A 12,614-nucleotide genomic window follows, 5' to 3' on the forward strand; every position below is an offset into this window, starting at 1 on the left:
TAAATTGTTTGCTAAGTAAACATCGATTTAGCGCTAAATGTATTACAAAAGAGTATGTTACAATTAAGGTAAAGCATATCTTCATATTGAGTATTATGGCGCAGTATATTGCTACTCCAAGTTGGCTAGGCCGTTTTTTTACCCGTATTAAACACGTAACTATTGAACAAGAGCGCCTTGTTGTGCATTTTAGAAGTGCTCCCGCACGGACATTTTTAATTAAAGACTTTTATAATTACTCAATACTTAAAAACCGTTTATTTAGCGCCAAAATTAATTTGTGCGACAGTAGCAATACATCAATTAGCTTTTTAAACAAATCACAAGCGAACGCTTTAAATACGGCCCTTAACACGCGGTTTTCAACCCTGCTTGAGCAAAAGGTAAATAACGCAAAGATTTCGCTTAAGCGCTATGCTTTAGATGAGTTTTTACGTGATAGTTCCATAAAAACACTTAATAATGATGTGTTTTTGCTTACCAAGCAGTACGCTAAAAGTACAAGTGTGTGGCAACAACACTTATCGCCAAGTAGTATTAAATTTTTAAATATATTGAGCACTACGCCCAATACTCACGATGCAATTGCACAGTTGCGCCATAAATATGAAAAAAAACAACTAACTCTTAAAAATGACTTTTTTAATCAAGTAGAGTCAAATCCATTAACAACAGAGCAGCGCTTAGCGGTAATACGCGATAACGATAAAAATTTAGTATTAGCGGCAGCAGGCACAGGTAAAACATCTGTGATGGTAGCAAAGTCTTTAGATTTAATAGCATGCAATATTGCCAAACCTGAGCAAATTTTGGTGCTGGCCTATAATAAAACAGCAGCAAATGAGCTTAAAGAGCGCTTTATTAAACGCGCCACGCATGCAAAATTGCATACCAAAGCACCCACTATTTTAACATTTCATGCGCTTGGGCTTAAATTACTACAAAGTGCTAAAAAGCCAATCGAGTTGTCAAAATTTGCAACTGACCCAGTTCAATTAAATAGTTGGTTAACTGGGTGGGTAAGTAAAAAAATACAAACCGAGCCACAGTTCTTAAAAGCATTTGTAGATTTACTCCATGAGCCGATTGATATATTTAGCTTTAAAGATAATGCACAGTACGAGCAGTACGTACGCGATAACGAATACCGTAGCCTTGCGGGTCATAAAGTAAAAAGTTATCAGGAAGTGCTTATTTCAAACTGGCTGCATTTGAATTGCGTACCGCATAGTTATGAGGTGAATTATCACTTTAGCCAAGGCGCAGAGCTAAGTGGGCAATACCAACCAGACTTTTATATACCTCAATATGATATTTACCTAGAGCACTTTGGCATTGATAGGCAAGGGAATACACGTGCCGATATAGATAAAAAACACTATAACGAGCAAATTGCATTTAAGCGCAAACTGCATAAACAAAATGGCACCACCTTACTCGAAACCTTTCATTACAACTGGGTAGAAGGAAAGCTAGAGCAAGCCCTCGCAAAGCAATTAAAGCAGCATAATGTTGAATTAACACCTTTAAGTAACGACGAAATATTTCATACTTTAAATAACTCAGGGCAGTTACAGCAAGGCATTGATAAGTACATAAAATGTTTACAAGCTATTCGAGTGGAGCAACTAAGTAATAAGCAAATAGCGCAGCGCATCAAGCAAAGTGGTATTAAAAATTACCAGCAATATGCAAACTTGTTAGTGCAAATTCATGATGCTTATATAAATGAACTAAACGCGCAAAGTGCCATTGATTTTGACGACATGATTATTCAAGCAACAAAGGCGATAGTAAGCGGAGATTTTAATATTGTGTGGAGCCACATTTTAGTTGATGAGTTTCAAGATATATCAAGCGCGCGTATGGCTTTCATAAATGCCATATTAAAACATGGTAACGGAATACGCTTTACTGCGGTTGGTGATGACTGGCAAGCAATTTATCGGTTCTCGGGTGGTAATTTAGCGCTTACTACACGCTTTAATGAATTAGTGGGCAGCCACTCACTTACTATGTTGCAAAAAACATTTAGATATAACAATAGTATTAGTGATGTAGCAGGGCGTTTTGTAATGCAAAACCCTGAGCAATATAAAAAGCAGATCAGCACACATACACAAGTAACCACACCACAAGTTATTTTATTAGACGATTTATACCAAGGTACTAAATCGATAGAAATGAAAGTACAACAGAGCATAAGCACTATTCAAAAAAATGATGCATCAGCGAGCATTGCCATACTTAGTCGATATAGATACATGTTAAATAGCGTGCAGCAGCATTTAAAAGATAAAAAGCATACAAACTCTCTTTATTTTTGGACATTGCATAGTGCCAAAGGGCTTGAAGCCGATTACTGTATTATTATTGGTTTTGAACAAGGTAAATTAGGGTTTCCTAGCGATAATCAAAATAATGTGCTGGTGGAGGCGTTATTACCAGAGCAAGATGAATTCACTCACTCAGAGGAAAGGCGTTTGCTTTATGTAGGTATTACTCGCGCTAAACATAAAGCGTATTTAATTGCAGACCCTTATGCATGCTCAGCGTTTGTAAAAGAATTAGTAAATGACAATTATCCCATTCAAATCGCTTCAACGTTGTTTAATAAGTCGCAACTAAAGCAAAGAGAGTGTAGTACGTGCAGCGACGGTTTAATAGTGCCAAAAACGGGTCAATATGGTGATTATTATAGTTGTACTAATACGCAAATTTGCGAAACTAAATTACGAGTGTGTAAAAGCTGTAGTGGCCCATCGATTGATAAAAACACGTACTCACAATGTGTGAATACAGAGTGTAAAACGCAGCACCCAATTTGTGAAAAGTGTGGTCGCGAAATGCGTAAACGCAAATCTAAGCACGGTGAATTTTTAGGGTGCAGTGGTTTCGCTCTTAAAGAAGATAACTGTAAAAACACTCGAAAAATGATTGTTTAACGGCTAACAGGTAGGTTTACACTTGTCTATTTTATAGAACTATGTAAATAGAAATTATATTCATTTTATTGATTTTAACAAGTTATCAATGTCTAATAGAAGAATGAGCTTTAACTGTTGTTTATTATGCATTTTTTCAATAGGTTCTTTTTATTAAACGATCACTATTCAGCCCCTGATCAGGTTGCTAATTGGCGAATAAGTGCACTGCGCATTATTCTATCGTTAGTAATGGTGTTATGCTTTGCTGTGGCGTGCCACACGTACACAAGCGCTATTGAATTTAACTTAATTTATATTGTTGTATTAACAAGCAGCTTTCTTGCTACTGCATGTGGTTTACTTATAGCAAGTAAGCGTTTTTATCACTTTAGCGCTCATGCACTTTTAATAGCCATTGTAGCTGCTAGCGTGTCAATGAACTTATTTTTAACAGACCTAGAACTTGCTAAAGTGGGCTCTATGTATATGTATTCTTGCCCGATAATCGCACTTATGCTACTTGGTTATAGAACAGCCCTTGCTTATGGCGTATTAAATATTGCGCCGTTTTATATGATCATCAATAACGTTGATGTCTCGGGTTTAACCGGCATAGCTCAACAACTTCCCGACGCTGACTTATACATTACAGGGCTTATATTTTTATTTTTTAACATTTGTATTCCCCTTGCTGTGGCGCGCACAATTGTGGCTGCTAAGCGTTTAAACAAAACAATGATAAGCGCTAATACACACCTTAAAGATAAAAATGAGCTTTATCGAAGCCTGTTCACCGAATCAAATAAAGCCAAAATTATTGTTGACGAAAATCTTGTCATTACTGATTTTAATCAACATGCTATTGATATGTTTGGTATAAAAAAAGAATTAAAAGAAGGAAGCGTTAATCTTTCTCATTTATTTCCGGCCTTAGTTTTTGACGACTCTAATGCTCAAAATAAAATTGTGAAGTACAAAAAAAGTTATTTTAAAGCCAGTTATCAGCAAATAACAATGAGTACAAACTACCGTGTATATGACTTTTACGATTGCACGCAAGAGCAGCTCATTAAACAAAATTTATCGATGATGGAACAAGAAAATAAACGTTTACGCTTTAGAGACTCGCAAACAAAACTACCTAATAGAGAATGGTTTGAGCTGCAATGCGACAGATTAACAAGCAAATACCAAAAAGGTTTTTATATCATTGTTGCGCAAAGTGCAAATAGTGAATACTTAAATTTGAAGCTCACTAAAGCCGACTCTCAAGCATTACTTATTAACGCGTACAAGCGTTTAAAAGCGATGCCAGATGGGCCGCTGTTGTGTGCTCATATAGGAGTAGGAAAGCTTGCTTTTATAATTGGCGCAAACTCGCAAAACGAGCTAGAAGATAAGCTATTAATGCAAATAAAAAATACATTAGATAAAACATATAATGTATTTGGTACTAAGTGTCAGCAATCATTTTTATTTGGTTTTGCAAAGTATCCTGATCATGGAAAAAACAGCGCAACAGTACTTAGCAATGCATGCGAAGCACTTAAACTAGCAAATTGTAATATGGCCCTTAGTGGTTATAACGAAAAACAATCACAAGCTTTTATCGAAAAATACGAAATTTCAATGTTATTAGATGAAGCGCTTCAGCAGGGCGATTTGTCGGTGCACTATCAACCTAAAGTAGATGCAACAGGTCAATGTATAGGGCTTGAAGCCTTAGCGCGTTGGAACAGTCCAATACTGGGTAATGTGTCGCCAGTGGTATTTATTCCTATTGCCGAAGAATACAGAATGGTTAGTCGGTTAACCGACCTGATTATTCAAAAGGTGTGCGCTCAAATTGCCGATTGGACCAAGGCGGGTTTACCGAGTGTGCCGGTGGCAATAAATATATCTCTAATTGATTTTAGCCAAACCGATTTTATGTCAAAACTGGTTAAATACCTTGCCGACTTTAACGTAAAGCCACCTCAAATAGAGTTAGAACTGACTGAAACCTCTCTTGAGGCAAACCAAGCGCATTCGCTAAAGCTTATGCAAACGCTGCAATCGTGGGGTTTTACTATTTCGGTCGATGATTTTGGGGTGGGTTATTCTAATATTGCACGCCTTGCCGATTACCCTATTAACAAGCTCAAGTTAGATCGCTCATTAATAAGCCAAGTAACGAGCTCTACGCGTCAAAAAAGTTTAGTTAAAGCGGTGCACGTTATGTGTGAAGAGCTTGATATTAAGTGTGTAGCCGAAGGAGTAGAAACCCAAGAGCAAGTAGCAATAATGACGCAAATGGGGTGTAAAGAATTTCAGGGCTTTTACTTTGCGAAACCAATGCCGGCCGAAAATTTTGCAGAGCATGTTAGCCGCCATGGCTTAGTGTTTAACCCTAAAGAGATGACGGCTCAACTTTAAATGTATAGCGGGTATTTTACTACCTAATTACAGAGCTGTTGGGCGTTTATGGTTATTTCGCACTGATGAATAGCCTCAGCTCCCCAATGCTGTATATCTGATTGAGCAGTACAGCCTGCATCTTCAATTAAAGCAGTATTGGCATCACATAAGAGTAGCACTGCGTTATCATCTTGTATGTTCACGATAAGCGTGTATTCCCCAAAGGGTGCAAGTTTGCTTAAATCGTTATTAACAGCAGCTTTTAATAACTCATCAGTTGTTGAATAGGGTGTTTCACTAAATTTTAATGTGCCATCAACGGCTGTAGCAATATCTTTTAATTGCGAGGCTAAGTCGGCCATCACTTCTGGATTGTTATTTTTTGAAGTGTAGCAACCGCTAAGTAATACTATGAGGCTTATACAAAGTAAGTGTTTCATTTTATTTGCTCCATACCGTCATCGTGTTGCGTTCATCGTAGCCTGTATCTAGGTTCCAATTTTTAATTGCACTGCAATCAGTATCTAAAAATACGGCATTGGCAATAATGGTTATGTAGTGCTGAATATTACTAACGGCAAAGTCAAAAATATCGTTGTAATGCATAGGCTCGTGCGGCGTTTTTAGTTGTTCAATAAAAGTGGAGTCTACTTCGTTTGGGCGAGGATAAAACAAACCTAAATCAGCAGCAACATGGCGTGCGCAGGCAAATAATCGATAGCTTTCTTCAACATTATTTACTACAAGCTGAAAACCGTTATGCCATGAATTAAAGTTAGGAGCGTGTTGTGCTGCGTAGCTTGGGTGAACCGTTAATAAAGCATGTTGCCAAATTTTTGCAATATCGGTATCAAAATTATCGTCTTTGTTAGTACAAGATCCAATATTTTGTTGCACGCGGTCAGCATAACCTAACTCACCTAAATTTAAACGCTGCCAAATAAATGCATCTTGGTTCATTTCGCAGGTACGGTGCGCCGTTTGATTTTGCTCATACGGGCCTACTTTTAATTCAACAACCGGATGCACTGTTATATCCGCAGCAACATGGGCCATATAACCGCATAACCAAGCAAAACACTTTTCAAATGCTTCACTTTCAAGTGTTTTGCAGTATTCAATCATGGCTTTAAGTAAATCGCCTGTGTGCTCATAGTGCATTAGGTCGGCCCACGCATTTTGGCTAGGCTGCGCTACTGCTAAGTAAGGATAATCGGGGGCTACACAGCCTAGTTCAAGATATGCTTGGCGTTGGCTCAAAATAAGTTTTGCCTTTTTAGGCATATCCATTTTAGCAAGTGATTTGGTTTGCGTTGCAATATTAACGGCTGTGATGTGCGCAAAAGCACCTGGCATTGTCATATCCTTATGATTTATTAATAGGGGGACAGATTAACATTGAGAGGGGGTTAAATAAAGCCAAGTGAAGTGCTTGTGAGTGTTTAAAAGGGACTAAATTAACTGTTCAATTAGTTGTCCATTTTCGTACAGCTTAGCATATTGGCGTTTATGTTCTTCAAACAGATAGGCGCGTAATTGCTCTTGTCCGCTATGAATCTGAGTGATTTTTGCGGCAATACCTAGGCTACTTTGCCTAACGGGTTCTACATCTATCGATATGCTTTCTTTGTTGGGTAAGGTAAAGCTCATGTGCTGTAATTTTTTTAAGCTCTCTCCACTTTTTAATGGTTTTAAAAATATTCCAGTACTGGAAATCGATTCAATATTAAAACCTTGGCTTTTAATATTTAGCTCACTCCAGCGCCAACTACGTTGAGTGCCCTTTGTATCAATTACTTCTGGTGCGCTCAAAGTGGGGTTAATTACACCTAACTCATCAATTTTTAATTGCAAGGGAAACCAAAGTTGGTAATTAGCAACTTCAGCAAGCAAAGTTAGATTAGCGTGGGTAAAAAGGTGAGCAATACTCGCGGGTATAGAGCTTTTCATTGTAAGCATATGATCGCGAGGGGAACGTTGCTTTGTATTTGGTTTGAATAACTCAGCAAAAAAATTTATCTCTTCATTAGAAAAGTCCATATTTCACCCTAGTTACATAAAACAATGCACCACCGTAATTTAAACAATGAATTTGATCAATAAATGCTCTGTTTAAATTTGTTTAGTTAATATTTACAAGGGCAAGTATGTAAGCTAAACAATTTATTTAAATGAAGTGCTTAACGCTATCGCTTTTCAGGGACTTGAATTATTTAACATTTATAAAAATATATTTAGGCTCAAGTGGCTAGCTGTTAAACTGCAACACATTAGTTTTATAATTTATATTAGAGTTTACATTATGATATGTGCATTTTTACGTGATCAACAGCCGAAGTTACTAGGTATGTTAGTGGCATTGTTTGGTGTTGGATATTCAATAAATGCAGTGGCTCAAGAGCAAAACCAAACTTTAATTTTAGTGGGGTCAGAGCTTACTACCTGTACTAGCGAAAAGCTTAACAATTGCCAAAAAGAGACTGCTATTGATGGTAAGTCACATAATTTATATGCTGTTAGCAGCGCTCAAATAAAAAACATCACGCAGCATTGGCCTAATAATAACGTTGAGGCAAAAACGGCTGTATTAAAAACACTTAAAACCTTGTTAGGTAAATCGTCAAATAGTGTATCTAAAACAGATTTATTATGGCTATGGCGCGATATAAATAACCAGCAATTAGAAAGCCTGACTCAGCAAGAGTACAACTTTGTATTTGATATGCTAGAAGTGCCGCTACTTGATAAAAACGGTGAGCGCTTAAAAGAGCAAGTAAATACCGATTTTAATATTGAGGTCGCGACTAATAGTATTTTACAATTTGTGTCGGGCAGTTTAAAAGTTAATAACGCAAAACCCACCATGCTTGCTATTACGGCATCGAGCCGCGACCCTTATGAGTCGGCAGATGTAGCGCAGAGTCTTTTAGCACAATCAAATATAAACACTCAATGGTTAGCACTAACGCCAGCACTTGCTAAAGCGATTACGAGTAACTCGTGCGATGAATTACCCGCTCTCAGAAATACATTAATGAATGTGTATAACCGGGAAGCAATTTATCCAGAGTACACAAAGGCCGAATACGCTTTATGCAAAAGTGGCACTAATGCACTTGTATCACTTATTAAAAATAGTACCGGTGTGATGTTTAATAGCGGTAATGCAGCATTAACTCACAAGGTATTATTTGATCAAAACAATAATCCATACCCGTGGACGCAAGCATTGCAAACTCGCCCAGTAATTGTAGGTGAAGGCGCGGGCGCAGCAATCCAAAGTAAAGTGACGGGCATGCTTACAAATACGACAAGCCTTGAGGCACTTCGTAAAGGTGAAAATAACACTAATGCTGGTGGACTTGGCAGCTTTAATTTTGGTGTACTAGATACTCAGTTTAACGAACAAAACCGTACATTTAGGCTCGCAGCGGCGTTAAATAAAAACGAAGTAAAAAATACTAAAACAGAGATTCAACATGGTTTTGGTATTGATGAAAATACGGCTTTGGTTGTTATTAAATCATCAGAAGGTAGTTTAATAACCGTAATAGGCAAAAGTGGTGTAGTGCATTTAGCTAACCAAAGTAAAGCACAACCTGAGAGTAAGAGCTATAGCTACTCGTATTGGCCTACAAGCAGTGTAATTGAAATTACCAATAACACGTTTACCTTAAGCGCACGCACAATAGATGAAGCGTTACCCGCTATAAAAATACCTCCACTGCCAGTGCAGCGTTTTGGCTCAATTTTAACAAATTCAAAGCTTCGCTCACTTACTCAAGCTATGTGCCTAAGCCAAGAGCAAAGTGCGGTCGCTCAACAAGACGAGTTTATAATTAGCCTTACAGCAACGAGTGACACACAGTATCATCGCGTAAATGCAAAAGAGTTTGGTTGTGCGCTAAGCAATTTAGAGTTAGCTATAAAGTCAATTTAGTTACTAACCTGAGCCAAGGGTTTAAGTTTTTGGCTCTTCTCTATAAAATAGCCACCATAATGATTTAAAAGCCTTACTAAAAGAGTTTTAAGATGAATAATGAAAATGACGTAATTGATACTTTAGCCGAATTAGAAAGCTTTTTAATAGATGTCGAAAACGGTGGTTTTGGACTTAAAGGTGTTGCTGGTGTTGGCATGGCTACTAATAACAAAGATGGCAGCCGTTTTGTTGCTGTGTTTGACGATAATCAAAAGCTACTTTTAGCACGCATGATTACAGAAGACGTATTCCAAACAGGGCAAGATATGGTACGTAATGGTGTAGGGCGCAAGCACTAGTATTAACTTTACTGAATAACGACACTGCAAAATGCGTTATTCAGTAAGTATTTATAAAATCAAAATATTGAAATTAAAAGTACATTTCCCAATCTAGTTGGCACCATGGGTGCTCGTCATCAGCTAATATACTTTGTAATGTAGCAGCCGTATCATTTATTTTTTCAAATAAATCATGGCTAAAATTAAAGTCAGGGTTTGGCTCGCTGTACGTTTCTTGAGTTGTAATCTTTTGCCATATACACCGACCAACTACATAACTAGTTGCATACTCTTGCCAGCTAATAAATAAGGTTTGTGCCAGTTTTCCAATAGGCTTAAGGTAATGCCATGCTTCTTCTTCGGTTAAAAAATTAACGCTAACACCACAACGACATAAAAAAGCATAGCGGCCAATATCAAAAGCTCTAATACCACAACGAGCCAGTGAGAATTTATGTATTCCTGCCCAGTCCGACATAATACCTATAGGCGTATTTTGATAGGCAGTAGATTTATTCTCAATGTAGTATCTTGCTAATAAATCATTTCTGGTGAGTTCAGCCATACAACTCATGAAAACTTGGCTATTTGATGTGTTATTAAAAACATTTAAAGTTTCAATTAATTCTTCTTTTGTTGTAACGCCATAAGCATTATCTAAAATACTTAAATTACCGTTAGCAACTGACTCGTCAGTGTAGTTTTTATTGTGATGCTTTAAGGTATTCAATGAATAACCATTTTGCATTGAAAGGTGCCCTGAGAGGCTAATAAGCCATAATTTTTGTTCTGAACTTAAGGTCGCATCATCCGCAATTACACAAGGTACTTCACTTTGATTGTGCATCTACAATCTCCTTTGTTATTTGCAGTTTTTGGCATATATCATTGTAATTAGGATGCATTGGCTGTCCATGTTCAACGAGCTTTTCACAACACTCCACTGCAAATTCAAGTGAGTATATCCCAAGCCTCTGATGTCCGTATTTATCTGCGGCTAATATTAATATGGGTATTGCTGCATCATATTGATCTAAGGCAGCTAGCGATCGCCCTTTGTAATAGTAGGTTTGTGGTAAATTAGAAAACTCGCTCATCGTGATGTTTGCGAGCTTAATACAGGTATCAAAATCATCTATATCAAAAGCTATGTGAATAAACTTTAAGCTCCAACTTGGTTGGTGTGTGATTTTTGGCATAGCTTGCTTAATAGCATAAATAGCGGCTTGTTTTATTTGCTTCACAATCGCTTTATCTTCGAAGTTTGCCAATTTAGCCATTAACGCATGTAGCATTGCCCACGCATATTGCTGTTTATAGTCTAAATCAGCATAGAGGGCGTAACCCATGGGTTTATTGGGTTTTCCATCATGATCAGTCGCTGGAAGATCTAATGTTTTGAGTTCTAATTGTGAGTATATATTCTCTTGTACAGAGCCTAGCACGCGAGGGGTTTTATAAAACTTGTTAGGAGATGGTTGTATTTTTTTTGCGATAGTTTCCATTATCAAATTGAAATCAATTGAGTCTGGGCAATATATAAATAAATCAACCAGTAGTGGCCAAGGATCTATCTGTTTTTGTAAATGTAGATTCATAAAGGCGATAAAAACGTTAAATGCTTCATCTAAGCGTTCTAGCTTAGCAAGGCATAAAGCCTGTAAATAATTGCAATCAGCGTGAAAAATTAGAGGGTATGTTTGAGTCGTTATTAAAGCATCTTTGTAGCGACCATTTTCAAATTGTAACGTCGCTATTTTAAGAGCGTTACTTTCCTCATTTTTTTTAAGATCTTTTATGTAGTATCGACGGGCGATAATCAAAGCAGAGCGAAGGTCTATATCCTCAGGGCTAGTATAAAAATAAGAGTTTAAATACGTATATGCTTTTTCATAATTTTTAAGGTGCAAATAACACAGACCAATCTCTTTAGTCATATTCATCGCATAAAAACTTTTCATAAGTTCTCGCTGCGCAAGATAAATAGTGAGTGCTATATCATAGTTTTTAAGCTTAAATTCTGCGTGTGCTTGTAAATCTCGCAGCTGATCTATGCTTGCATCTGTAGGCTCTGGCAATGAGGCAAGTAACTTACTAATTTCTGTATATGCACCCAATGTCCATAAATAGTTAGCAACATAAAGATAAAGTGACTCGTCATTATAAAATACCAAATTAATTCGCTGCATAAGCGTAATTAGCTGCTCAGCTGTAAGCTTAGAATATATACATTGCTCTTCTATTAAATTACGTAACTGAAGATGCTGCTGCAGTTGTTCAAAGCTAATATTGTGATCAATGTTAGATAGGGCATCGATTCGCAGTGGTAGGCTCTGAATATAATGATGCAGTGCAATAGCAAGTTCACGGTAGTGATTATTTTTATTGGTTACTAACTCACTAGAGATTTTCATACTCTCATCTAAAAATTTAAATACCGTGGCAGATAAAAAGTAATTCTCTGAAAAGAAATCAATTAAAGTAAATGAGACTTGCTGACTTTGATCGACATCCCAAAATAATGGCGACGAAAATAATAACTTCCATTGTTCAACATCGCTGCGAGATAACACATTACAATATAATTCATCGAGTGCTGCTTGCAGCTCTGAAATAGAGCGAACACAATTTAACTCGATAGGTTGAGGCTTAACTATTTCAACTTCTGTAGGTGCGGGAGAGGGCTCTTCTTCATCAAAAAATGACTCGTCAACAACGCCTTTTTTTTCGTGCTCATCTTCAAATACTTGATTGGGTGCTGTGTCTTCATTTTTAGCAGGTCGTTTAGCCTCTTTAATAGCTAACTCATATGCTTTTCGTAAATCTTTAAACTCTTCGGGAAACTCTGTTGGCGATGTTTTTTTTAGAATCTCTGTATAAGCGAGTTTAATAAGGCGTTTATCTGTTGTGGCTTCAATGCCTAATATTTTCCAATGGTTCATTACTTCACTCTTTATTTAATGCATGTAATTTTTTAACTGAAACTATTTTTTATTAGTTAACTTTAATAACTAACTTTAATAGCTA

The 12,614-nt window shown here is 37.0% G+C and carries 9 protein-coding genes; 4 read left to right on the forward strand and 5 right to left on the reverse strand.

Going from position 1 to position 12,614, the window contains the following annotated elements:
• The first annotated feature begins 95 nt into the window (after positions 1 to 95).
• Together I6E82_RS14605 and I6E82_RS14610 are read left to right on the forward strand one after the other, a co-directional pair.
• Entirely contained in the window at positions 96 to 2,945 is a 2,850-nt protein-coding gene (locus tag I6E82_RS14605; protein ID WP_197118174.1) for a UvrD-helicase domain-containing protein, read from the forward strand.
• Positions 2,946 to 3,071: 126 nt separating this feature from the next.
• Positions 3,072 to 5,342 (forward strand): putative bifunctional diguanylate cyclase/phosphodiesterase, encoded by a 2,271-nt coding sequence (locus I6E82_RS14610; protein ID WP_024609343.1) that lies wholly within the window; start codon positions 3,072 to 3,074, stop codon positions 5,340 to 5,342.
• Positions 5,343 to 5,365: 23 nt separating this feature from the next.
• Here the strand turns inward: I6E82_RS14610 and I6E82_RS14615 are convergent, their stop codons facing one another.
• From I6E82_RS14615 to I6E82_RS14625, 3 genes are all read right to left on the reverse strand, one after another.
• Positions 5,366 to 5,764 (reverse strand): hypothetical protein, encoded by a 399-nt coding sequence (locus I6E82_RS14615; protein WP_024590534.1) that lies wholly within the window; start codon positions 5,762 to 5,764, stop codon positions 5,366 to 5,368.
• Position 5,765: 1 nt separating this feature from the next.
• Positions 5,766 to 6,680: a zinc dependent phospholipase C family protein gene (locus tag I6E82_RS14620; protein WP_197118175.1), complete on the reverse strand. Its 915-nt coding sequence runs from the start codon at positions 6,678 to 6,680 to the stop codon at positions 5,766 to 5,768.
• Between the two features lie 96 nt (positions 6,681 to 6,776).
• Positions 6,777 to 7,364: a hypothetical protein gene (locus I6E82_RS14625; protein ID WP_197118176.1), complete on the reverse strand. Its 588-nt coding sequence runs from the start codon at positions 7,362 to 7,364 to the stop codon at positions 6,777 to 6,779.
• A gap of 262 nt (positions 7,365 to 7,626) precedes the next feature.
• Between I6E82_RS14625 and I6E82_RS14630 the strand changes: the two genes are divergently transcribed.
• Positions 7,627 to 9,264: a cyanophycinase gene (locus tag I6E82_RS14630; protein ID WP_197118177.1), complete on the forward strand. Its 1,638-nt coding sequence runs from the start codon at positions 7,627 to 7,629 to the stop codon at positions 9,262 to 9,264.
• A 92-nt stretch (positions 9,265 to 9,356) separates the two neighbouring features.
• Positions 9,357 to 9,605 (forward strand): hypothetical protein, encoded by a 249-nt coding sequence (locus tag I6E82_RS14635; RefSeq protein WP_007580368.1) that lies wholly within the window; start codon positions 9,357 to 9,359, stop codon positions 9,603 to 9,605.
• Between the two features lie 73 nt (positions 9,606 to 9,678).
• On the opposite strand, the gene I6E82_RS14640 is transcribed toward I6E82_RS14635, so the two are convergent.
• Both I6E82_RS14640 and I6E82_RS14645 read right to left on the reverse strand, forming a co-directional pair.
• On the reverse strand, positions 9,679 to 10,434 hold the full coding sequence (locus tag I6E82_RS14640) for a DUF1266 domain-containing protein (RefSeq protein WP_197118178.1): 756 nt from the start codon (positions 10,432 to 10,434) through the stop codon (positions 9,679 to 9,681).
• Entirely contained in the window at positions 10,418 to 12,529 is a 2,112-nt protein-coding gene (locus I6E82_RS14645; protein ID WP_197118179.1) for a CDC27 family protein, read from the reverse strand. Before I6E82_RS14645 ends, I6E82_RS14640 begins: the two co-directional genes overlap by 17 nt.
• Positions 12,530 to 12,614 lie beyond the last annotated feature (85 nt).

The organism is Pseudoalteromonas sp. NZS11 (assembly GCF_015864765.1).
Classification (GTDB): Bacteria; Pseudomonadota; Gammaproteobacteria; order Enterobacterales; family Alteromonadaceae; genus Pseudoalteromonas; species Pseudoalteromonas arctica.

Excerpts from the sequence above, each read along its gene's own strand:
- I6E82_RS14635 (WP_007580368.1), top strand. The coding sequence starts at position 9,357 with ATGAATAATGAAAATGACGTAATTGATACTTTAGCCGAATTAGAAAGC.
- I6E82_RS14605 (WP_197118174.1), top strand. The coding sequence starts at position 96 with ATGGCGCAGTATATTGCTACTCCAAGTTGGCTAGGCCGTTTTTTTACC.
- I6E82_RS14625 (WP_197118176.1), bottom strand. The coding sequence starts at position 7,364 with ATGGACTTTTCTAATGAAGAGATAAATTTTTTTGCTGAGTTATTCAAA.
- I6E82_RS14620 (WP_197118175.1), bottom strand. The coding sequence starts at position 6,680 with ATGCCAGGTGCTTTTGCGCACATCACAGCCGTTAATATTGCAACGCAA.
- I6E82_RS14610 (WP_024609343.1), top strand. The coding sequence starts at position 3,072 with ATGCATTTTTTCAATAGGTTCTTTTTATTAAACGATCACTATTCAGCC.
- I6E82_RS14640 (WP_197118178.1), bottom strand. The coding sequence starts at position 10,434 with ATGCACAATCAAAGTGAAGTACCTTGTGTAATTGCGGATGATGCGACC.
- I6E82_RS14615 (WP_024590534.1), bottom strand. The coding sequence starts at position 5,764 with ATGAAACACTTACTTTGTATAAGCCTCATAGTATTACTTAGCGGTTGC.
- I6E82_RS14630 (WP_197118177.1), top strand. The coding sequence starts at position 7,627 with ATGATATGTGCATTTTTACGTGATCAACAGCCGAAGTTACTAGGTATG.
- I6E82_RS14645 (WP_197118179.1), bottom strand. The coding sequence starts at position 12,529 with ATGAACCATTGGAAAATATTAGGCATTGAAGCCACAACAGATAAACGC.